The 22,262-nt window shown below is 68.3% G+C and carries 20 protein-coding genes; 16 read left to right on the plus strand and 4 right to left on the minus strand.

Annotation, left to right across the window (positions count from 1 at the left end):
- From EO139_RS19705 to EO139_RS19740, 7 genes are all read left to right on the plus strand, one after another.
- Positions 1 to 573, plus strand: a complete 573-nt coding sequence (locus tag EO139_RS19705; RefSeq protein WP_104585767.1) for a YceI family protein — start codon at positions 1 to 3, stop codon at positions 571 to 573.
- Positions 570 to 2,594, plus strand: a complete 2,025-nt coding sequence (locus EO139_RS19710; RefSeq protein ID WP_126972117.1) for a phospholipase D family protein — start codon at positions 570 to 572, stop codon at positions 2,592 to 2,594. The genes EO139_RS19705 and EO139_RS19710 overlap by 4 nt, the downstream gene beginning before the upstream one ends.
- Before the next feature lie 287 nt (positions 2,595 to 2,881).
- Positions 2,882 to 3,310 (plus strand): hotdog fold thioesterase, encoded by a 429-nt coding sequence (locus EO139_RS19720; protein WP_115675620.1) that lies wholly within the window; start codon positions 2,882 to 2,884, stop codon positions 3,308 to 3,310.
- A 21-nt stretch (positions 3,311 to 3,331) separates the two neighbouring features.
- A complete protein-coding gene (locus EO139_RS19725) occupies positions 3,332 to 4,231 on the plus strand; it encodes a lysophospholipid acyltransferase family protein (protein WP_180707992.1) in 900 nt (299 codons plus the stop codon).
- Positions 4,232 to 4,294: 63 nt separating this feature from the next.
- Complete coding sequence (locus EO139_RS19730; protein ID WP_104585454.1) at positions 4,295 to 5,281, plus strand: alpha/beta fold hydrolase; 987 nt, start codon at positions 4,295 to 4,297, stop codon at positions 5,279 to 5,281.
- A gap of 58 nt (positions 5,282 to 5,339) precedes the next feature.
- Positions 5,340 to 7,412 (plus strand): tetratricopeptide repeat protein, encoded by a 2,073-nt coding sequence (locus tag EO139_RS19735; RefSeq protein ID WP_126972121.1) that lies wholly within the window; start codon positions 5,340 to 5,342, stop codon positions 7,410 to 7,412.
- 353 nt (positions 7,413 to 7,765) lie between these two features.
- On the plus strand, positions 7,766 to 8,377 hold the full coding sequence (locus EO139_RS19740; RefSeq protein WP_115675622.1) for a YbhB/YbcL family Raf kinase inhibitor-like protein: 612 nt from the start codon (positions 7,766 to 7,768) through the stop codon (positions 8,375 to 8,377).
- A 242-nt stretch (positions 8,378 to 8,619) separates the two neighbouring features.
- Here EO139_RS19740 and EO139_RS19745 read toward each other — a convergent pair whose 3' ends face one another.
- Together EO139_RS19745 and EO139_RS19750 are read right to left on the minus strand one after the other, a co-directional pair.
- Complete coding sequence (locus EO139_RS19745) at positions 8,620 to 9,432, minus strand: META domain-containing protein (protein ID WP_126972123.1); 813 nt, start codon at positions 9,430 to 9,432, stop codon at positions 8,620 to 8,622.
- Positions 9,433 to 9,567: 135 nt separating this feature from the next.
- Positions 9,568 to 10,362, minus strand: coding sequence for an undecaprenyl-diphosphate phosphatase (locus EO139_RS19750; RefSeq protein ID WP_126941662.1), 795 nt, complete (start codon positions 10,360 to 10,362; stop codon positions 9,568 to 9,570).
- Positions 10,363 to 10,584: 222 nt separating this feature from the next.
- Between EO139_RS19750 and glnA the strand changes: the two genes are divergently transcribed.
- The 7 genes from glnA to EO139_RS19785 all read left to right on the plus strand — a co-directional run bounded on the left by glnA (position 10,585) and on the right by EO139_RS19785 (position 18,620).
- The gene (gene glnA, locus EO139_RS19755; protein ID WP_006449210.1) at positions 10,585 to 11,994 is read left to right on the plus strand and encodes a type I glutamate--ammonia ligase; all 1,410 of its coding nucleotides are present in this window, start codon (positions 10,585 to 10,587) and stop codon (positions 11,992 to 11,994) included.
- Positions 11,995 to 12,269: 275 nt separating this feature from the next.
- Positions 12,270 to 12,608 carry a P-II family nitrogen regulator gene (locus EO139_RS19760; protein WP_002808480.1) on the plus strand — a complete coding sequence of 113 codons (339 nt, stop codon included), beginning with the start codon at positions 12,270 to 12,272 and terminating at the stop codon, positions 12,606 to 12,608.
- A 22-nt stretch (positions 12,609 to 12,630) separates the two neighbouring features.
- Entirely contained in the window at positions 12,631 to 14,073 is a 1,443-nt protein-coding gene (locus EO139_RS19765; RefSeq protein ID WP_164739298.1) for an ammonium transporter, read from the plus strand.
- A gap of 265 nt (positions 14,074 to 14,338) precedes the next feature.
- Positions 14,339 to 15,394: an ATP-binding protein gene (locus EO139_RS19770; protein WP_164739297.1), complete on the plus strand. Its 1,056-nt coding sequence runs from the start codon at positions 14,339 to 14,341 to the stop codon at positions 15,392 to 15,394.
- The gene (gene ntrC / locus EO139_RS19775) at positions 15,387 to 16,817 is read left to right on the plus strand and encodes a nitrogen regulation protein NR(I) (RefSeq protein ID WP_104585442.1); all 1,431 of its coding nucleotides are present in this window, start codon (positions 15,387 to 15,389) and stop codon (positions 16,815 to 16,817) included. Before EO139_RS19770 ends, ntrC begins: the two co-directional genes overlap by 8 nt.
- Positions 16,818 to 17,324: 507 nt before the next feature.
- Positions 17,325 to 17,924 (plus strand): superoxide dismutase family protein, encoded by a 600-nt coding sequence (locus tag EO139_RS19780; RefSeq protein WP_164739296.1) that lies wholly within the window; start codon positions 17,325 to 17,327, stop codon positions 17,922 to 17,924.
- 48 nt (positions 17,925 to 17,972) lie between these two features.
- The gene (locus EO139_RS19785) at positions 17,973 to 18,620 is read left to right on the plus strand and encodes a superoxide dismutase family protein (protein WP_104585440.1); all 648 of its coding nucleotides are present in this window, start codon (positions 17,973 to 17,975) and stop codon (positions 18,618 to 18,620) included.
- 244 nt (positions 18,621 to 18,864) lie between these two features.
- Here the strand turns inward: EO139_RS19785 and EO139_RS19790 are convergent, their stop codons facing one another.
- Both EO139_RS19790 and EO139_RS19795 read right to left on the minus strand, forming a co-directional pair.
- Complete coding sequence (locus tag EO139_RS19790) at positions 18,865 to 19,302, minus strand: VOC family protein (RefSeq protein WP_164739938.1); 438 nt, start codon at positions 19,300 to 19,302, stop codon at positions 18,865 to 18,867.
- Positions 19,299 to 20,183, minus strand: coding sequence for a hypothetical protein (locus tag EO139_RS19795; RefSeq protein WP_164739939.1), 885 nt, complete (start codon positions 20,181 to 20,183; stop codon positions 19,299 to 19,301). Before EO139_RS19795 ends, EO139_RS19790 begins: the two co-directional genes overlap by 4 nt.
- An 88-nt stretch (positions 20,184 to 20,271) precedes the next feature.
- Here EO139_RS19795 and EO139_RS19800 point away from each other — a divergent pair, with 88 nt between their 5' ends.
- Both EO139_RS19800 and EO139_RS19805 read left to right on the plus strand, forming a co-directional pair.
- The gene (locus tag EO139_RS19800) at positions 20,272 to 21,567 is read left to right on the plus strand and encodes an acetyl-CoA C-acetyltransferase (protein ID WP_104649631.1); all 1,296 of its coding nucleotides are present in this window, start codon (positions 20,272 to 20,274) and stop codon (positions 21,565 to 21,567) included.
- 114 nt (positions 21,568 to 21,681) lie between these two features.
- The gene (locus EO139_RS19805) at positions 21,682 to 22,224 is read left to right on the plus strand and encodes a hypothetical protein (RefSeq protein WP_126972127.1); all 543 of its coding nucleotides are present in this window, start codon (positions 21,682 to 21,684) and stop codon (positions 22,222 to 22,224) included.
- Positions 22,225 to 22,262 lie beyond the last annotated feature (38 nt).

Raw genomic sequence — 22,262 nt, forward strand, 5'->3', positions numbered from 1 at the left:
GTGCCATCGTCGCTGCGCTGGTTTGCCTGGCTCGCGCTCTGGGTCGCTCTTCCCTGCGTGGCGCAGCAGAAGCTGCATTCCATCGATCCGGTGCAATCGCGCTTCGGGTTCGAGATCAGGACGCGCTTCGGCATGAAGATCGAGGGGTTTTTTCCGCGCTTTCGCGGTGAACTGGCGGAATTGCCGGACGGACGCCAGCAGGTGCGTTTCCGTCTGGATGCCACGCAGGTGGAAATTCCCGGCAAGGATCGCTACACGGCGTGGATGCGCGGCGAGGATTTTTTCGACGTCGCGCAGTATCCGGTGGTGGAATTCGAGTCGCGTCCCTACGCCGAGGAGGTGGTGAAGAAGGGCGGTGACATCACCGGCAACCTGACCATTCGCGGAATCACCCACGTCGAGACCCTGCATGTGGTGCCGGCTGAATGCGCGCGGCCGGGCTATGATTGCGATGTGATCAGTCGAGGTACGGTCCTGCGTGGACGTTACGGAATGAATGCGTGGCAGATGGCCCTGGGCGACAGGGTGACGTTCATTCTGCGTGGGCGGCTGCAGGAGGCGCGGCGCCCGTGAGGTTCCTGTTGAGGGTGATTGTGCTGGCAACGCTGTTGCTCGGCACCGGATGTGCCGGCCTGTCACAAATCGAACGCAACCGTGCCGCCGGGGTGGCTGCCGCCGCCCGCAGCACCGTTGTCAGCTGTACGCAGGCCAATCGTTGCGCCCAGCCCTCGCCGCTGCGCGCGCTGGGTGGCGAGGCGATCACCGCCTCCACGCCGGCCGCGCCGCGGCATTACGCCACCATCGTCGACCATGGCGAAGAATCGCTGGTGGCGCGGCTCAACCTGATTCGCAGTGCCACCCGCAGCATCGACCTGCAGACCTACATCTTCGACAAGGACGACAGCGCGCGCATGGTGCTGGATGCGCTGACCGATGCGGCGCAGCGCGGGGTCAAGGTGCGCATCCTGATCGATCAGCTCTCGGCGATCGCCGATCTGCAGATTCTCGGTGCGCTGGCCAGCACCCATGAAAACCTGCAGCTACGCATCTACAACCCGACCTTCGGCAAGGTCAAGCTCAATTACTTCGACTATGCCGGCAGCGTGGTGTGCTGCTTCCGTCGCTTCAACCAGCGCATGCACAACAAGCTGCTGGTGGTGGACGACGTGCTCGGCGTGGTCGGCGGGCGCAATTACCAGGACGACTATTACGACTGGGACAGCGAGTACAACTTCCGCGACCGCGACGTGATCCTGGCCGGGCCGGAAGTGCGTGCGATGGCGGCCAACTTCGACGCGTTCTGGCACGCGCGCCGCAGCGTTCCGGCCGAGCGTCTGAACGATGTCGGTCGCCTGCTGCTGGAACAGGGCGCACCGAAGATGCCGCCAGCCACGTTCCGCCGCCCCGAGCGGGTGGAACGGGTCGACCAGGAGGCGCGCGATCCGCAGTTCGTGCGCGAGGCGTTCGTGACCCCGGCCATGCCGGTGCAGCGCGTGCTGTATGTGGCCGACCTGCCGCAGAAGCACCGCAAGGAACACACCGCCAAGGCGGTATCCACCGCGCTCGAGCTGGACGGCCTGATCGCCAATGCGCAGCAGGAAGTGCTGCTGCAGACGCCCTACTTGGTGCTGTCCGACCAGGCCCAGGCGATCTTCCGCGCACTGCGCCAGCGCCCGCAGCCGCCACGCATCGTGGTGTCCACCAACAGCCTGGCCGCCACCGACAACCCGATCGTGTATGCGCTGTCGTACAAGTTCAAACGCCGCAACATGCGCGAGCTGGGCTTCAACGTCTACGAGTTCAAGCCGTTCCCGCTGAATGCGCCGGTGGACTACGCCAACCTGGTGCCCGATCCGTTCAACCCGGAGGCGGCCGAGCCGGCCGACGACGATAGTCGCGTCAATCGGGTGATCGGCGGCAGTGCGGCCGGCAATGCGATGCGGGGCAGTGGCGGTGGTGGTGGTGGTGGCACGGCCGGCAGCGCGATCCGCGGCAGCGGGGGCGGCGCAGGCCGCGCGCCCGGCGGCAGCGAGGTCGATCGGCGCGTGCTGCGCACCGAGACGCGGCCGTCGTTCCTGGGCACGCGCGCGGTCAACAAGCCGCTGCCGGTGACCCGTGCCGGTGCGCGCATGGGCCTGCATGCCAAGTCGTTGGTGGTGGACCGCCGCATCGGCGTGATCGGCACGCACAACTTCGATCCGCGCAGCGAGAACTACAACACCGAAGCGGCGGTGGTGATCGACGATGCGCGCTTTGCGCAGGCGCTGGCGGCCAGCATCGCGCGCGACGTGGCGCCGGAAAACGCCTGGACCGTGGCCCCGCGCGAAAAGCCGCCGGTGCTGAGCGGATTGAACTACAGCGTGGGCAAGGTGTCCGAAGCCTTGCCGGTGCTGGATTTCTGGCCCTGGCGCTACGCCACCAACTACGAGTTCCAGCCGGGGCCGGGTTGCCCGTTCCCGCTCAAGCGCCAGGACCCGCAGTTCCGGAAGTGCTATGTGGCGGTAGGCGATTTCCCCGAGGTCAACGTCGGCCCGAAGTGGCTGCTGGTACGGATGCTGACCGCCTTCGGTGCGGGACTGGTGCCGATCCTCTGATCGCAGCGGCGCCGGTCCCGGCGCCGGCATCGAGACGGCGCGTGGCAACCGGTGCATCGTGGCGTGCCGCACCGCTGCAATGGCGCGGTGCGCTGACGTAGATGGGCGGCGCGCCGCACACCGCCATTAGCTGAAAGTCGCCGTCGCAACTCGGCTCGTAGCGCCAGCCAAGGCAGTTGCATCCAACCCCAGCGCCGCGGATGCTTTCCCGATTCCCGATTCCCGATTCCCGATTCCCGATTCCCGATTCCCGATTCCCGATTCCCCCAATCCCCAATCCCCAGCCTATGACCTTCCGCGAACCCGTCGACCTGGCCGCCCTCAACGCCTCCAGCCGCGACACCTTGATCGAACATCTGGGCATCGTGTTCACCGATGCCGGCGACGACTGGCTGCGCGCCACCATGCCGGTGGATGCGCGCACCAGGCAGCCGTACGGCCTGCTGCATGGCGGTGCGTCGGTGGTGCTGGCCGAAACCCTGGGCAGCAGCGCCGGCAACCTGTGCGTGGACATGACCACCCGGATGTGCGTCGGGCTGGAGATCAATGCCAACCATCTGCGCGCCGCCACCGATGGCCTGGTCACCGGCACCGCGCGCGCGGTGCATGTGGGGCGCAGCACCCAGGTCTGGGACATCACCATCGACAATCCGGCCGGCAAGCGCGTGTGCGTGTCGCGGCTGACCCTGGCCGTGGTGCCACGCAGCAATGGCTGAGCACGCCGTGCAAGTGCATGGGTGGAACAGCGCCACCCGCCGCGGGCACTGCGCGCAGGCCACGCTGCTGTCACAATAGTTGCGCTTCCTTCCCCTGGTACCGGTCCCGTTCCGTCAATGAGCGAGTCATCCCTGGACGCCACGCGCGACGCTGGCGGCGTGCTGCGTTGGTTCCGGTACCTGTATCGGGTGCCGCTGTTGCTGCTGCATCTGAGCATCTGCCTGCCGATCACCATGCTGTGCGTGGTGGCGCCGCCGCTGGCGCGCATCCGCACCGGCCCCGACGACACCCTGGACGAGCTGATGATCCGTTGGTGGCAGGGCAACCTGATGCGCGTGTTCGGCTTCCGCCTGCGTCGCTTCGGCACCCCGCTGCCGGGCGCGACCCTGTTCGTGGCCAATCACGTCAGCTGGGTCGACATCTCGATGCTGCACAGCCAGCGCGTGATGGGCTTCGTGGCCAAGCGCGAGATCGCCGGCTGGCCGCTGGTGGGCTGGCTGGCGACCAAGGGCCAGACCATCTTCCACCAGCGCGGCAATACCGAATCGCTGGGCGGCGTGCTGCAGGAAATGCTGCAGCGCCTGCGCAGCGGCAAGCCGGTGGGCGTGTTCCCCGAAGGCCGCACCCGTGGCGGTACCGAGGTCGGCCCGTTCCATGCGCGCATCTTCCAGGCCGCAGTCGAGGCCGGCGTGCCGGTGCAGCCGGTGGCGCTGCGCTACGGCGAGCGCGGCAATGCGCAGGCCGTGGTGGCGTTCGGCGAGCGCGAGAGTTTCTTCGCCAATATCGTGCGCCTGCTCGGCGAGCCGTCGCGGCTGGCCGAGGTGCATTTTCTCGAGCCGATCGGTGCGCTGGATATCGACGGACGTCGCCGCCTGGCCGATACCTCGCGGCAACGCATCATCGCGGCGATGGAGTCCTGAGCCGACGATGCAAGCGCGCATCCTCCCTGCGGCCGGCACCCGCTTGTCCGGCCCGATGAGCGCATGAACGCCTCCGACTATCTGCCGCCGCGCTGGCTGCGCAATCCGCATGTGCAGTCGGTGCTGGGCAGCAGTGCCTTGCGTCGGCTCCGCAGCCGCCAGCTCTTGGCCGCCAGCGGTGCGGTCACCAGCGAACACATCCTCGACGGCGGCGATGGCGTGCGCCTGCAGGGCTGGATGAGCATCCCGCCCGGCGATGCCCCGGTGCGCGGCACGGTGCTGCTGCTGCATGGCTGGGAAGGCAGCGCCGATTCCAACTACATGCGCCTGACCGCCGCGCGCCTGCTTGGCCTGGGCTATCAGGTGTTCCGGCTGAATTTCCGCGACCACGGTGGCACGCACCACCTCAACGTGGACTTGTTCCACTCCGACCGCATCGAGGAAGTGGTCAATGCCGCGGGCGATCTGTGGCGGCGGTTTCCCGCGCCGCAGCTGCTGGCGGCGGGCTATTCGCTGGGCGGCAATTTCGCGTTGCGGCTGGCGCTGCGTGCACCGGCGGCCGGCCTGCCGCTGGCGCGCGTGGCGGCGGTATGCCCGCTGCTGGACCCGGCAGCGACGATGCTGCAGCTGGAAAAAGGCCCGCAGTTCTACGACTGGTATTTTCGCCGCAAGTGGCGCGAGTCGCTGCTGCGCAAGCGCAAGCTGTTCCCCGATCAGCATGGCTATGACGACGCCACCCTGGCGCTGGACATGCGCGGGCTGATGGCCTGGCTGGCCGAACAGCACACCGGGCATGGCTCGCTGGAAGCGTATTTCGACAGTTATTCGATCGCCGGCGAGCGCCTGGCCGGCCTGCAGGTGCCGGTGGACATCCTGATGGCCGAGGACGATCCGGTCATTCCGTTCGAGGATTTCGCCGCCTGGCAGTTGCCGGCGCACGCACGGCTGGAAATCGCACGCTGGGGCGGCCACTGCGGCTTTCTGGAAAACGCCCGCGGCGACGGATTCGCCGAGCGCTGGGTGGCCGAGCGGCTGGCCGCGCAGGTGTAAGTCGGCGCCGCCCCGCGCATCGTTACAATAGGCGTTTGTCCTGGACACGCCCACCGCCATGCAAGACGCCATTCTTCAAGCCCTGCGCCGCAATGCGGCCGACGATGCGGTGGCGCTGGCCCGCGAGTGGGTCCTCGGCGCGCCCGAGAGCGCCGCCGCGCATCGCTGGCTCGGCCTGGCCCTGCAGCAGCAGGGGCAACCGGCGCTGGCGCTGGCCAGCATCGAAACCGCGCTGACGCTGACGCCGGAAGATGCCGACCTGCATCTGCTGCGCGCCGGGCTGCTGCTGGCCACGCGCGCGCTGTCTGCGGCGGACGACGCGTTGTCGCGTACCACCGCGCTCGACCCCAACCAGTTCAATGCCTACGTGATGCAGGCGCATCTGGCGGTGGCGCGTGGCGATCTGGACGAGGCGCAGCGGCTGAGCCGCACCGCCGCGCGGCTGGCGCCCGAGCACCCGCAGTTGCTGGCCGTCGATGGCGTGGTGGAGCTGCGCCGCGGCCAGGGCGATCGCGCACTGTCGCTGCTGACCCGCGCCGCCGAGCAACTGCCGGATGACCCGCGGGTGATGTTCGCGCTGGGCTTTGCGTATCTGCAGAAGGAACACTTCGCATTTGCCGAGCGCGCCTTCGAGCGCGTGGTCGAGCTCAACCCGCCGGGCACCGCGCTGCGCGCCTTCATCGCCCAGCTGGCCCAGCGCCAGGGCCGCCTGGACGATGCGCTGGCCGCGATGCAGGGCGTGTTCGCCCAGCCCGGCGGCGACATCCCGGCCATGCGCCGGCTCGCCGGCGAGATGGAACTGCAGGCCGGCCGCCCCGACCAGGCCGCCGCGCACCTGCGCCTGGCGCTGGCCCATTGGCCGGCCGACCGGCGCACCTTGCACGCCTTGCTGACCGCCTGGGAGCGGTTGGGCGCGGTGGACGATGCACGCGACACCCTGGACGCGGCGCTGGCCACCTCGGCCACGGCGCACGACCTGTGGCTGGCACGGCTGGCGGTGGAGCCGGTCGGCGGGCCGCAGGCGCAGGCGGTGATCGAGCGCTGGCTGCTGGCCATGCCCGAGCATCTGCCGGCGCTGGAAGCGCTGATGCGCGTGCACGACATGCAGGGCCATGCCGAACAGGCCGAAATGGTGGCCCGCCAGATCGTGGCGGTGGAGCCGGGCCGCATCAGCGGCGAGCAGCGCATCGTCGAAGCCCTGCTTGAGCGCGACCCACCGGCGGCGATCGCCTGCGTGCAGTCGCTGATCGACTCGCTGCCCGCGCCCCAGCAGACCGTGCTGCGGCCGTGGCTGGGCAATGTGCAGGACCGCGCCGGCCAGCCCGACGCCGCCGTGGCCACCTGGATGCAGTTCCAGCGCGAGCAGGCCCAGCACCGCCTGCCGTTGCCGCCGCAGGCCGCCAGACAGCCGATGCAGTGGCCGGACATCGGGACCATCCCCGAGATCGTGACGGCACGGCCGCTGTTCGTCTTTGGCACGCCCGGCTCGCATGTCGAACGCCTGATCGCGGTGATGGGCGCGGCCACCCCGCTGGTGCGCGACGACCGGTATGGCACCACGCCGCCGTCCGATGCGCTGCAGAGCTACCGCACGGTCGAGCAGCTGGCCTCCGGCGAGCTGGCGCCGATGGCATTGGTGGAAGGCTGGAAGGCGCAGCTGCCGCGGCGCGGCATCGACGACGGCAACGTCATCGACTGGCTGCTGTGGTGGGACAACACCCTGCTGACCGCGTTGCGCCCGCATCTGCCCGAAGGCCGGCTGGCGATCGCGCTGCGCGACCCGCGCGACATGCTGCTGGACTGGCTGTCGGCCGGCGCGCCGGCACCGCTGGCCGTGCAATCGCCGCAGCAGGCCGCCGACTGGTTGCTGGCGGCGCTGGAACAGCTCGCCGTGCTGCACGAGCGCGACCTGTATCCGCACCGGATCATCCGCCTGGACGGCATCGAGAGCGACCCGCAAGGCATCTCCACCGCGCTGGAGCAGGCGTTCGGCCTGCGCTTCCCGCTGGTCGAACCGCGCGGCCCGGCGCGCCTGGCCGCGGGGCGCTGGCGCAACTACCGCAACGTGCTTGGCGCGCAATTCGATCTGCTGACGCTGATCGCGGTGCGCCTCGGCTACCCGCAGGACTGAGCGGCGCCCGCGGCAGCTCGCACACCCGTAGGAGCGGCCCCGGCCGCGACGGGGCGTTACAGGGAATGCCTCCGCACCGATGAGGCGTTTCCGATAAAGCCCCGTCGCGGCCAGGTCCGCTCCTACGGGGCTGGGTATCGACTGGATATCGCGCTTCCTGTCGGGGCGCGGGGAGGGTGCGCCAAGCAGCACGCGCACGCCGCAGCTGGCGCCGGCGACCGCAGTGTTCGGCGGTGTGATGCAGCGGCAGCGATAAACCCGGCCGCGCGCACCAGAGGGTTCCATGGCGACGGCTTCCTCTGCGACGCGGACCCAGGCACCCTGGTCGGCCTCATTCCCGCGGAGACTCCTGCATGCGCCTGACCAGCAACAGCATCGAAAACGGCAAGCCGATCGCGGTGGAATTTGCCGCCGGAACGCCCGAGGGCTTTGCGCCCAACCGCAACCCGCACCTGGCCTGGAGCGAAGTGCCGGCCGGCACGCGCTCGTTCGCGCTGCTGTGCCTGGACCCGGATGTGCCGACCGTGCCGGAAACCGTGGGCCGCGACGACGTGCAGATCCCGGTCGATCAGCCACGCACCGATTTTGTGCATTGGGCGATGGCCGATATCCCCGCCGACGTGCATGCGATCGCCGCGGGCAGCTGCAGCGACGGCTTCGTGCCCAAGGGCAAGCAGCAGCCGGCCGGCCCGGCCGGGGCGCGCCAGGGCCTGAATTCGTATACCCAGTGGTTTGCCGGCAATGCCGACATGGCCGGCAATTACCTGGGCTACGACGGCCCGTACCCGCCGTTCAACGACCTGCGGGTGCACCGCTATTTCTTCCGCGTGTTCGCGCTGGACGTAGCGCAGCTCAGCCTGCCTGAGACCTTCACCGCCGCCGATGTGCTGTCGGCGATCCAGGGCCACGTGCTGGCCGAGGCAGCCCTGCACGGCACCTACACGCTGAATCCGGCGCTGCGCTAAGTGCAGATCACCACCACTGCACGGCCACCAGGCCGCGCGGTGGTGGTGACAGGGAAGCTGCAAGCGCCGCAACCGTGATGTCAGGGCGATCAGCACGTGGGTCACCCGGGCGCCTCAAGCAGAGCAGGCTGTCGCTTCCGAAGCGCCAATTGCATAACGGTCACGCAACACTTCGCCGCTTCCCGCTTCCCGCTTCCCGCTTCCCGCTTCCCGCTCCCAATTCCCAATTCCCAATTCCCAAACTACCCACTCGCCTCGATCATCTGCTCCAGCACGTACACCGGCGCAGCGTCCGTGCCCGCGGCGGCCGGGTAGCGGGTGACGCGCAGCAGGGTACGGATGCCCGCCTCGTGCTCGAAGCCTTCGATGCTGCCATCGAAGGGCTGCCAGGCGTGGGTCGCGGGCTGTCCATCGGCGCCTTGTTCACGCAGTTGCAGGCAGTGGCGCGCCGGGTCGGACCCACAGGGCACGGTGTCGGCGGCCACTTCGATCAGCAGCGTCTGGCCGGGGCCGCCATGGCGGGTGTCGGCGGTGGCGACACCGTCGAACACCAGCCGGGTGCCGTCGCTGCGGGTCAGGGTCAGTTGCGGCGTGGTCTGCGCAGTGTTCAGCGCCACCGCGAAGCGACCGGACAGCAGCTCGCTGGCGGCGCGTTCCTGGGCCATCCGCCGCGGTTGCGCGCACAGGCGTTTGCTCGACACCACCCGGCCGATCTGCAGGTGTGCCTGCGCCACGCTGTAATCGGCGCCCAACGCGTTGCAGGTCTGGCTGACCTGGATGCGTTGATCGCGAAAATCCAGCTGCAAGGGCGCGGTGCCGGCGACGAACAGGCTGCGCAAGGCGGTGCCATGCGCGTCGCTGGCCTGCTGCAGCTGCCAGTGTTGCGCCTGCAGGGCGGCCTGCAGCGGGGCGTTGGCGGCAGCCGCTGCGGCCAACGCGGCCGACTCGGCGGCAGCAGTGTCGGCACCGGACCCGGGCAGCTCCGGCGCCGCGCCCGACCCGCAGGCCGTCACGCCCGCTGCCAGCAGTGCAGGGGCAAACAACACGGCACGCATGCGGCGGCTCCCGGTGATCGATGCGTCAGTGATACCGCCACCGCGCGGCCAGGGCAATGACGCAAGTCACTGCCCGGCCATCTGCCCTGCAGCTCGCGTCCGGCGCAAACGGCACGACATGCGACTTCCGGCGTCTCAGGCCAGCGCCGGCAGCCACAACAGCAGGGCGGCGCCCAGCACGATGCGGTAGACCGCAAACACCGTGAAGCGGTGCTTCTTGATATAGCCCAGCAGCCACTTCACCACCACAAAGCCGGTGATGGTCGCCGCCACGAAGGCCACCGCCACATCGGCCCAGTTCTCGCTGCCGAAGCCGCCTTCCCTGTACATCTCCAGCAGGGCGTAAGCGCTGGCCGCGAACATGGTCGGGATGCCCACCATGAACACGAAATCCGCCGCCGCCGAGCGCTTGCTCAGGCCCAGCAACATCGCCAGGAAGATCGCCGAGGCCGAGCGCGAGGTGCCGGGGAACACGCCGGCCACCACCTGCGCCAGCCCCACCGCGATGGCCACCTTCCAGGTGACCACATCGCGCTCGGGCAGCTTGCTGGCGAAGTGCTCGGCCACCAGCATCCACAGCCCGCCGATCAGCAGCGCCCATGCCACCGGATGCACGGTTTCCGGCAGCTGCCAGCCGGCCTTGCGCACGATCAGGCCCACCACCGCAGTCACCATGAAGGCCACGCCGACCTTGAGCACGTAGTCGCGATTGGCGCGCTCACCCAGGCCGGTGGCCAGGGTCCACAGCTTCTGCCGCAGTGCCAGGCAGATCGCCAGGATCGCGCCGGCCTGGATGACGATGTTGAAGAAGTCAGAACGGCGTCCGAGCCATTGTTCGGCGATCAGCAGGTGGCCGGTGCTGGAGATCGGCAGGAATTCGGTGAGGCCTTCGAGAATGCCCAACAGCAGGGCGGAAATCAGATCGGACATCGGACTGGAGAGGGGATGGGGGGGAGGCGTCAGGATAGTGCATTGCGGCATGCACCATATCGGTGCAACATGCGATTGGTTAGCACCTTAAGGGTGCTAGCGCTGCGTCAGCGGCCTCAAGCGAAACAAGCAAAATCAACGACTTGTGAAGGTCCGGCGCTTGGCATGGTCCCTGCTGTAGCTCCGTCCACGAGCCACTTAACTCTGCAGAGGTTTCTTCCGATGTCCGTGGAAAATGTTGAAAAGCTGATCAAGGACAACAAGGTCGAGTTTGTCGACCTGCGCTTCGTCGATATGCGTGGTGTACAGCAGCACATCACCTTTCCGGCCAACATCATCGAGCCGGCGCTGTTCGAAGAAGGCAAGATGTTCGACGGCAGCTCGATCGCGGGTTGGAAGGGCATCAACGAGTCGGACATGGTCCTGCTCCCGGACGCCGGCACTGCGTATCTGGATCCGTTCTTCGCCGATCCGACCATCGTGCTGACCTGCGACATCCTCGATCCGGCCACCATGCAGAGCTATGAGCGCGACCCGCGCGGCATCGCCAAGCGCGCCGAGGCCTACCTGAAGTCCTCGGGCACCGCCGACCAGGCGTTCTTCGGCCCGGAGCCGGAATTCTTCATCTTCGATTCGGTGCGCTTTGCCAACGACATGGGCCACACCTTCTTCCAGGTCGGCTCGGAAGAGGCTGCCTGGAACACCGGCGCCAAGTACGACGGCGGCAACAGCGGCTACCGTCCGGGCGTGAAGGGTGGCTACTTCCCGGTGCCGCCGACCGACACGCTGCACGACCTGCGCGCGGAAATGATCAAGACGCTGGAACAGGTCGGCATCGAGACCGAGGTGCACCACCATGAAGTGGCCACCGCCGGCCAGTGCGAGATCGGCACCAAGTTCAGCTCGCTGGTGCAGAAGGCCGACGAATTGTTGACGATGAAGTACATCATCAAGAACGTCGCCTACCGCAACGGCAAGACCGCGACCTTCATGCCCAAGCCCATCGTGGGCGACAACGGCTCGGGCATGCACGTGCACCAGTCGCTGACCAAGGGCGGCGTCAACCTGTTCTCCGGCGACGGCTACGGCGGCCTGTCGCAGATGGCGCTGTGGTACATCGGCGGCATCTTCAAGCACGCGCGTGCGATCAACGCCTTCTCCAACTCCGGCACCAACAGCTACAAGCGTCTGGTCCCGGGTTATGAGGCACCGGTGATGCTGGCCTATTCGGCCCGCAACCGCTCGGCCTCGTGCCGCATTCCGTGGGTCACCAACCCGAAGGCGCGCCGTATCGAAATGCGCTTCCCCGATCCGTTGCAGTCCGGCTACCTGACCTTCACCGCGCTGATGATGGCCGGCCTGGACGGCATCAAGAACCAGATCGACCCGGGCGCCCCGAGCGACAAGGACCTGTACGACCTGCCGCCGGAAGAAGAGAAGCTGATCCCGCAGGTCTGCTCCAGCCTGGACCAGGCACTGGAAGCGCTGGACAAGGACCGCGAGTTCCTCAAGGCCGGCGGCGTGATGAGCGACGACTTCATCGACGGCTACATCGCGCTGAAGATGCAGGAAGTCACCAAGTTCCGTGCTGCGACCCACCCGTTGGAGTACCAGCTGTACTACGGCAACTGAGTTCCACCGCGGTGATGGCGGAGGCCCCCCCTCCCACCTCCGCCATCGCCGCACACGTTCAATCGGTCCACGGCATCGGCCGTGGATCGTAGGGGATTGAGAGAGCACACAGTTCGCGACGCGCGGGCCTGACCTCTCCCACGAGGCGGATGCATCGGCATCGGCCGAGGTCTGCGTAATCGCGAACGCGCGGATGCCGGGGTTGGCATCCAGGTGAATGACACCGCCGGGCGGCGCAATGCCGGCCGGTCTTTTCCACCATTCGGGGTATGCGCATGAAATTGATCACCGCCATCATCCGGCCGTTCAAGCTCGACGAGGTCCGCGAGGCCCTGTCCGCAGCAGGCGTGTCGGGCATCACCGTGACCGAGGTCAAGGGGTTCGGACGCCAGAAGGGCCACACCGAGCTGTACCGCGGCGCCGAGTACGTCGTCGACTTCCTGCCCAAGATCAAGATCGAGACGGTGGTGACCGACGACCGGCTGGACGCAGTGGTCGAGGCGATCCAGAACGCCGCCGGCACCGGCAAGATCGGCGACGGCAAGATCTTCGTGACCGCGATCGAGCAAGTCGTGCGCATCCGCACCGGCGAGATCGGCGCCGATGCGCTCTGAATCCCCCACCCCCGGAGTTCTTATGAAGACAGCTCTCTTTGCCGGGTGGAAGGCCCGGTTCTACAGTGTCTGCATGCTGATGCTGTTCAGCGCGCTGGTGGTGGGCGGCATGGGCAGTGCGCACGCGCAGTCCACGCCGCAGGTCACCCCGCTGCCGACCGAGCCGGTCACCACCGAACCGCTGCCGTCGGCGCAGCCGCCCGCCGCACCGGTGGCCGCCGCCGAGGCCGCACCGGTGGTGGAGAAGGGCGATGTCGCCTGGATGCTGACCTCCACGCTGCTGGTGCTGCTGATGGTGGTGCCGGGCCTGGCGCTGTTCTACGGCGGCATGGTGCGCGCCAAGAACGTGTTGTCGGTGCTGATCCAGGTCGCGGTGGTGTTCTCGCTGCTGACCATCCTGTGGGTGGTGTACGGCTACAGCCTGGCGTTCTCCGGCGAAGGCCCGTGGATCGGCAACCTGGACAAGGCGCTGCTCAAGGGCGTGACCATCGAAACGCTGGCGGCGACCTTCACCAAGGGTGTCAGCCTGCCGGAATACGTGTTCGTGGCGTTCCAGGCGACCTTCGCCGGCATCACCGGCGCGCTGATCGTCGGCGCCTTTGCCGAGCGCGCCAAGTTCGCCGCTGTGCTGCTGTTCTCGGTGATCTGGTTCACCTTCGGCTACCTGCCGCTGGCGCACATGGTCTGGGCCACCGGCGGTTACCTGTTCGGCCTGGGCGCGCTGGATTTTGCCGGCGGCACGGTGGTGCATATCAACGCCGGTATCGCCGGCCTGGTCGGCGCCTACTTCGTCGGCAAGCGTGCCGGCCTGGGCCGTGAGGCGATCAAGCCGCACAACGTGACCCTGACCTTCGTGGGTGCCTCGCTGCTGTGGGTGGGCTGGTTCGGCTTCAACGCCGGCTCCAACCTGGAAGCCAATGCCGGTGCGGCGCTGGCCTTCCTCAACACCTTGCTGGCCACCGCCGCTGCCATCCTGGGCTGGTCGCTGACCGAGAAGATCATCAAGGGCAAGTCGTCCGCCCTGGGCGTGGCCTCGGGCATGGTCGCCGGTCTGGTCGGCATCACCCCGGCCTGCGGCACGGTGGGTCCGTTCGGTGCGATCGTCATCGGCCTGGCCGCCGGCGTGCTGTGCGTGTGGGGCGTCACCGGCCTCAAGCGCCTGCTGGGCGCCGACGACAGCCTGGACGTGTTCGGCGTGCACGGCCTGGGCGGCATCATCGGCGCGATCCTGACCGGCGTGTTCTCGGCCGCTTCGCTGGGCGGCCAGAAGGGCGGCGATTACGACATGCTGCATCAGGTCGGCATCCAGGCGCTGGGCGTGGGTATCACCCTGGTCTGGATCGGCGTGGTCTCGGTGGTGGGCTTCCTGGTCGCCAAGCTGGTGTTCGGCCTGCGCGTCACCGAAGAAGCCGAGCGCGAGGGCCTGGATATCACCTCGCACGGCGAAGCGGCATACGAGTCCTGAGCATGCACACCCGCGGCCACGCTGCCGCGGGTGGCGCAACGACCCGGCCGGGAGAGCCGTGCCGGGTCCGTTTTTCCCCGTTGCCGCGCTGGCGGCGGACCAACTGCCGAGGTGCCTGCATGACCAGCCCCACGCCTGTGACGGTCGGCGCGGATGCCCGCTGGATCGGTGCGACCTGCCGCCGTCCGGCCCGAATTCCTTCCATGCATGCTGCGTGTTGCGCGACACACGCGCAGGCCGGGCGTGCTTGCACTAAATTGGTGCAATGCTGATGCCATCGCTCCTGCCATCGCTGGACAGCCTGGGCACACCGGTGGCCTGGGCCGACCGCGAGGGCCGCGTGCTGGGCGTCAATCCGGCCTTCGCGCGCTGGCTCGGGGTCAGTGCCCGGCGCCTGGTCGATCAACCGCTGGCCGCTCTGGAGGTGCAGGGCGATGCGCTGGCCCGCTTCCTGCTCAACGACGAGCGCGACGTGTTGCGCCTGCACCGGCTGGCATTGGGCCTGCCCAATGACGCACCGCGTTTTGCCGAAGGCTGGCTGTCGCGGCTAGACGATGGCGGCTGGCTGCTGGAAACCCACCCGGTCGACGAGTTTCCCGCGCTGGATCCCACCCATGCGCTGCCCAATGCCCTGAGCGCCGCGCTCAAGGGCCTGGCGCACGAACTGCGCAATCCGCTGGCCGGGCTCAAGGGCGCGGCGCAGTTGCTGGCGCGGCGCTCGGCCGGCCGCGACGAGGACGAGCGCGAGCTGATCGAGTTGATCGGCACCGAGATCGAACGCCTCAACACCCTGCTCGAACGCCTGCTCTCGCCCACGCCGGCGCGCCCGCACGACCGCCTCAATATCCATGTCGTGCTCGAACGCGTGCTGCGCCTGGCCGAAGCCGAGGGCGGCTGGTCGGTGCAGGTGCAGCGCGACTACGACCCCAGCATTCCCGACATCCTCGGCGACGGCGACCGCCTGACCCAGGCGGTGTGGAATCTGGTACGCAACGCGTTCCAGGCCGGCGCCACCCGCGTGACCCTGCGTACCCGCGTCGAGCACGGCCAGCGCATCCGCGACCGCGTGCATGCGATGTCGCTGCGGCTGGAAATCATCGACGACGGCGGCGGCGTGCCGGAAGAACTGGCCGAGCACCTGTTCCTGCCGCTGGTCAGCGGGCGCGCCGAAGGCAGCGGCCTGGGCCTGGCGCTGGCCCAGCAGGTCTCGCGCGAACACCACGGCACGCTGACCTACCGCTCGCGGCCGGGGCATACCGTTTTCACCCTGCTGTTGCCCGAGCTGGCCGGCGACCACGACAAGGAACATCTGCATGGCTGAGGCCGCCGCCGCATCCCACCACATCTGGGTGGTCGACGACGACCGTTCGGTCCGCTTCGTGCTGTCCACCGCCTTGCGCGATGCCGGCTACGCCGTCGACGGCTTCGAGAGTGCCGCCGCCGCATTGCAGGCGCTGGCCATGCGGCCGACTCCGGATCTGTTGTTCACCGACGTGCGCATGCCCGGCGAGGATGGCCTGAGCCTGCTCGACAAGCTCAAGTCCAGGCATCCGCAGCTGCCGGTCATCGTGATGTCGGCCTACACCGATGTCGCCAGCACCGCCGGCGCCTTCCGGGGCGGCGCGCACGAGTTCCTGTCCAAGCCCTTCGACCTGGACGATGCGGTGGCACTGGCCGCACGCGCGCTGCCGGATGCCGACGCCGGTGTCGAGGAGATCATCGGGACCCCATTGGCGGAAGGCTCGGCGGCGCTGATCGGCGACACCCCGGCGATGCAGGCGCTGTTCCGCGCGATCGGCCGGCTGGCGCAGGCACCGCTGTCGGTGCTGATCAACGGCGAAACCGGCACCGGCAAGGAACTGGTCGCGCGCGCGCTGCACAACGAGTCGCCGCGCGCGCGCAAACCCTTCGTCGCGCTCAACACCGCCGCCATTCCGGCGGAACTGCTGGAAAGCGAGTTGTTCGGCCACGAAACCGGCGCCTTCACCGGCGCCACCAAACGCCACATTGGCCGCTTCGAACAGGCCGACGGCGGCACGCTGTTCCTGGACGAAATCGGCGACATGCCGCTGCCGCTGCAGACCCGCTTGCTGCGCGTACTGGCCGAGAACGAATTCTTCCGTGTCGGCGGGCGCGAGTTGATTCGCGTCGATGTGCGCGTGATTGCCGCCACCCACCAGGACCTGGAGGCGCTGGTCGAACAAGGCCGCTTCCGGGCCGACCTGTTGCATCGCCTGGACGTGGTGCGCCTGCAACTGCCGCCGCTGCGCGAGCGCCGCGGCGACATCGCGCAACTGGCCGAGAATTTCCTGGCCATGGCCGGGCGCAAGCTCGACATGCTGCCCAAGCGACTGTCCTCGGCCGCGCTGGAACAACTGCGCCACTACGACTGGCCCGGCAACGTGCGCGAACTGGAGAACGTATGCTGGCGCCTGGCCGCGTTGTCCACTGCCGACATCATCGACGTGGTCGACGTGGAATCGGCGCTGGCACGCGGCGGCCGCCGCCAGCGTGCCGGCCGCAGCGACGGGCAATGGGACGAGATGCTCTCCAGCTGGGCCGCGCAACGCCTGAGCGAAGGCGCCCAGGGCCTGCATGCCGAAGCGCGCGAACGCCTGGACAAGACCCTGCTCGAAGCCGCCCTGCAACTGACCCAGGGCCGCCGCGCCGAAGCGGCCGCACGCCTGGGTCTGGGCCGCAACACCGTCACCCGCAAGCTCGGGCCGGGGCGCAAGCGCCGCTGATTGGCCCACACCCGGAGTCGAGCCCCTCTCCCGCAGGCGGGAGAGGGGCGCCTGCGAAAAGCCGTACTGCGCGCGCAGGTGGTCGAGCCAAGCAGCGAACCAGGCGGGATTGACGCGCATCACGGCGGCAAGCGGGGATGAACTCGCCGTTTTTCGCTCGCACGTGCCACCGCCTCGATTATCTGGCGGCGTACGACGCCCCCATCCGCCCTTCGGGCACCTTCCCCCGCACGCGGGAGAAGGCAAGGCACGCGAGCAAGGTCAAACACGCGGGAAAAGGCAAGGCAGGTGACAAAAGGCAAGGCAGGCAGGCAGGCAAGGCAGGCATGAATCCTCGCAATCGAGCCCCTCTCCCGCCTGCGGGAGAGGGGTTGGGGTGAGGGCGCTTTTGCACATATCCCGGCTCGCGACACCAACCCCGTAAACTCCTGGGCTGCCCCAAGCGCTTTTCATGACACGTGAACATGCGCCCGCATAGGTTTCCAGCCTGATCAGGAGAACAGCTCGATGCGTTACCGGTCGCCCACGATCGTTGCCCTCACCGCGCTGGCGCTTGCCGCCTGCAGCAGCACGCCACCGCCGCCACCGCCTCCACCCCCGGCGGCGCGCGTGGTGCCGGTCCGTCCGGTCCAGCAGGCCGAAGCGGCGCTGGCATCGGCGTCGGGCAGTCTGGTCAGCGGTCGGGTGGTGCTGGTGCCGGCGTTGCAGGGCATCCGCATCACCGGCACGGTCGGTGGCCTGCGCCCCGGCGGCGTGGCCGGTTTCCACGTGCACGAACGCGGCGATTGCAGCGCCGCCGACGCCAGCAGCGCCGGCGCGCACTTCAATCCCGCCGGTGCGCCGCACGGGCGGGCCGGCAGTACTCCCCACCACGCCGGCGACATGGACAACCTGCGTGCCGATGCCGAAGGTGTCGCGCATCTGGACATGATCGTTGCCGGCATCACCCTGGGCGATGCCGCGCCCACCGACGTGGTCGGCAAGTCGCTGGTCGTGCATGCCGATGCCGACGACTATCGCAGCCAACCCAGCGGCAATGCCGGCGCACGTCTGGCCTGCGGCGTCATCCGCGTCACCCAGTGGCGCACACCCCCTTCGCAGCCCTGAGTCGGGGCACCCCTGGCTGCAGCTGCGGCCTTTCTACAGGAGTTACTCATGCGCATTCTTCCAACCACCTTGTTCCTGGCCACCGCGCTGGTGCTGACCGCGTGCAAGCGCGATGAGCCCGCCCCGGCCGATCCTGCACCCGCGCCGCAGGCCGGCGCACCGGCCGAAGCGGCGCATGGCGGCGAGCACGCCGCGTCCATGGTCACCGAAGCGGCGGCCACCACCACCGCAACCGCCGAACTCAAGCCGACCAAGGGCAGCGAGGTCAAAGGGACGGTGAGCTTCAAGATCGTCGACGGCGCGCTGCGTGTCACCGGCCAGCTCAGTGGCCTCAAGCCCGACAGCGAGCATGGCTTCCATATCCACGAGAAGGGCGATTGCAGCGCACCGGATGGCAGCAGTGCCGGTGGCCACTTCAATCCGGCCCAATCCGATCACGGCGCCGTCAGTGCCGACCCGCACCACGGCGGCGACATGCCCAACATCAAGGCCGATGCGCAGGGCAATGCCAGCATCGATGGCCCGGTGTCGAGCAACGTCAATCTCGGCAAGGCCGACCAGTTCGACATCGCCGGCCACGCGGTGATCGTGCATGCCGATGCCGACGACTACAAGACCCAGCCTACCGGCAACGCCGGCGGTCGCCTGGCCTGCGGCGTGATCACCACCGACAACGCGCCAGCGGCAACCAAGTAAGCAGGACACGCCAGCAGCCCGGCAAAACGCCGCGGTGATCGATCACCGCGGCGTTGCTGTTTTTGCGCCGTACTGGGAGCGATTCGCTCATGTGTGTGCGGGCGCATGGCGCCTCCGGCATGCCGCGCATCGCGCGTTGCATGTGGCCTGTCGGTACGCATCGAGATGTCGCTACGGACCGATCCGGGCGCGCTGTGCAGGCAGCTGACGTTGACGCCGGCACCAGATCGGCGGCATCGCCGGCTCAGTAATTCGGCCACAGCCCCGGCGTTGCCAGTTCCAGCAGATGCCCATCCGGGTCGCGGAAATAGAGGCTCTGCCCGCCGCCCGGCCACTGCGTGCGGCCTTCGATGGGCACGTTGCAGGCCTGCAGGTGTGCTTCCCATGCGGCGAGTGCATCGGTAGCGATGGCCAGTGCGTAATGCGTGCGCCCGCTGCCATCATGCGGCGGAATCGTGCCGCCCGGCAGCGTCACTGTCGCGGCGGTACTGCCTTGCAGGAACAGCAACAGCACCTGCCCGGGCGCGATTGCGTATGCGGCCATGCGTGCGTCGCAATACATCGCGTCCACTCCCAGCACGCGGGCGTAGAACGCACAGGCGCGTTGCAGATCCGCCACATACACGCCGGTTTCCAGGATGCCCTGCAACGCAGGTGCCGTGGAAGCCGGCGTCCGGCTCACGCGGCCAGCGCCTGGCGCGGATCCTGGCCCGGTTCCACATGCACGTACAGCACCGGCAGCCCGTGGGCTTCCAGCACCGCGGCCATCTGCCGCTGGCGCGACAGATACTGCTCATACACCCCGCGCAGGCGCTCGCAATGCTCGCGGTCGTGCTGGTAGTAATCGCACCAGCCGGCCGGGTCGAACAGCGCGATGCGCACTTCGCCGTCGACATAGCGCAGCACCGGTTCGGGCGGCTGTTCCAGCCACTCTTCGGTGTGCGGGGCCAGCAGGGCGGCTTCGATCAGCGGCCATAGCGGCGCCAGGCCCTGGTTGTCGTACTGCATCGACATCATCGCCGCCAGGTCGTGCGCGGTGAGATAACGCGCATGCTCGATGCGTGCCCCGAAGCTTTCCTGCGCCAGCAGCGCGGTATCGGCCTGCGCCATGCCCTGGGCCAGCAGCACCTCTTCCATCGCATCGGCCACCGTCGCCACGGTCTGCGGATCGCCGGACAGCAGGAACGGCAGCACGCGCAGGCCGCCGCCGATCAGCTGCGCGTCGGCCTGGAAGGGCAAGGGGATCTCGCCCTGGGCATCGGCACCAAACGCCAGCACGCGCGGGCCCTGGTCGCGCCCGGGCGCACGTGCATGCAGCTCGTCCAGCCGGCGATGCAGCGGCCAGCCGGGCCGCAGCACTTCGGCCGGGTCGAAATGCGCCATTGCCACGCTGAGCTCGAGCTCGCGGATTTCGGGGATCCACTGCGCCAGGTCGCGGCCGATGCGTTCGGCCAGCATGCCGGCCTGGTCCGGCGCCAGGGCGCCGCGCTCGGGGGCGGTGCCGCCCGTCAATTCCAGCGCCATCACACCCATGGCGGTCACGCCGTGTTCGGTCTTGCTCATGATTCGCGGTTGGCCCATCACGGGGTCGAAGCTACACTGCGGCCATTATGCCTGCCGGCCCTGTGCAGGCCATGTCCCCGAGTCCTCCATGCCAGGTCAACCGATGCCCGCAGCCCGTCCCGTCGCCATCCTGGGCGGCGTTCGTATCCCGTTCTGTCGTCAGAACACCGCTTATGCGGACGTGGGCAACCTGGGCATGTCGGTGCGCACGCTGGGCGCGCTGGTCGAGCGCTTCGGGCTGCATGGGCAACAATTGGGCGAAGTGGCGATGGGGGCGGTGATCAAGCACTCCTCGGACTGGAACCTGGCCCGCGAGGCGGCGCTGTCGTCCGGGCTGTCGCCGCTGACGCCGGGCATCACCCTGCAGCGCGCCTGCGGCACCAGCCTGGATTCGGTGATCACCATCGCCAACAAGATCGCGCTGGGCCAGATCGATTCGGGCATCGGCGGCGGCTCGGACACCACCTCGGAAGTGCCGATCGTCTACGGCAAGAAGCTGCGCGCGCGGCTGATGGCCGCCAACCGTGCCAAGGCCACCGGCGACAAGCTCAAGGCGCTGCTGCGTGGCTTCAAGTTCGGCGAGCTCAAGCCCGAATTCCCCGGCGTGGCCGAGCCGCGCACCGGCAAGAGCATGGGCGACCATTGCGAGGACATGGCCAAGGAATGGAACATCTCGCGCGATTCGCAGGACGAATGGGCGGTGTCCTCGCATCACAAGCTGGCCGCCGCCTATGAGCGCGGTTTCTTCGACACGCTGATCGCGCCGTTCCGCGGCGTCTCGCGCGACAACATCCTGCGCGCCGACACCTCGCTGGAAAAGCTGGCCACGCTGCGCCCGGCCTTCGACAAGACCTCCGGCCGCGGCACGCTGACCGCGGCCAACTCCACCCCGCTCACCGACGGTGCGGCCGCAGTGCTGTTGTCCAGCGAAGCCTGGGCGCTGGCGCACGGCCACACCCCGATGGCCTATCTGCGCGATGCGCAGGTGTCGGCGGTGGATTTCGTGCATGGCGAAGGCCTGTTGATGGCGCCCACCATTGCGGTACCGCAGATGCTGGCGCGCCAGGGCCTGACCCTGCAGGACTTCGACATCTACGAAATCCACGAGGCCTTCGCCGCGCAGGTGCTGTGCACGCTGCGCGCCTGGGAAAGCGAGGATTACTGCCGCAATCGCCTGGGCCTGGAGGCGCCGCTGGGCCGTATCGACCCGGACAAGATCAACCCGCTGGGCTCGTCGCTGGCCACCGGCCACCCCTTCGCCGCCACCGGTGCACGCGTGGTGGCAACGGCCGCCAAGCAACTGGAAGAGCGCGGCGGCGGGCGGGCGTTGATCTCGATCTGCACCGCCGGCGGCATGGGCGTGGTGGCCATCGTCGAGCGCTGACGCTGCTGCGCAGCGTGGGATTGGGCATTCGGGAGTGGGGATTCGCAAGCATGAAGCGGACTCCTGATTTTACGAATCCCCAATCCCCAACCTCCAACCTGCAAGGACGCATGGATGTCGAACGTTGATGCACGCGACCCCCCCACGCTCTACCTGCCTCCGGCGCACGGTGCCGTGTGGCGCGAGGGCGATGTGCTGGTGTGCACGCCGGGCGCCGACCTGCCGCCACGTTGCGTCAAGTGCAATGCGCCAGCCGACACTTCGCTGCGCCGCTACATCTTCCACTGGCATCATCCGGCGATCTATCTGGCGCTGCTGATGGGCGTACTGCCGTATCTGATCCTGGCCCTGGTGCTGCGCAAGCGCAGCGCGCATGTGGTGACCTTGTGCCTGCAGCATGAGCGGCGCCGGGTGCGCTATGCCGTCATCACCAGAGCGTCGGTCTTGCCATTGCTGGCAGGTGGTCTGGTGCTGGATGGCGCGATCGGCTGGCTGGCCGGCGCGGGCGTGATGGCGGTCATGCTGTTGATCGGCAGACTGGGGTCGCGTGTCTTGTCGCCGCACTCGGTCGACGACGCGCAGTCGCGTTTCCTGGGCGCCTGTGATGCGTTCTTGCGCGACTTGCCGGCGCCACCCCGGCGCGCACGCGATTGGTAATTTGTGGCGGTGCGCCTGCACACGCTTTCAGAGCGGTT

Origin of the sequence: Xanthomonas sp. BRIP62411, assembly GCF_003993525.1 — a bacterium.
Taxonomy (GTDB): Bacteria; Pseudomonadota; Gammaproteobacteria; order Xanthomonadales; family Xanthomonadaceae; genus Xanthomonas; species Xanthomonas euroxanthea.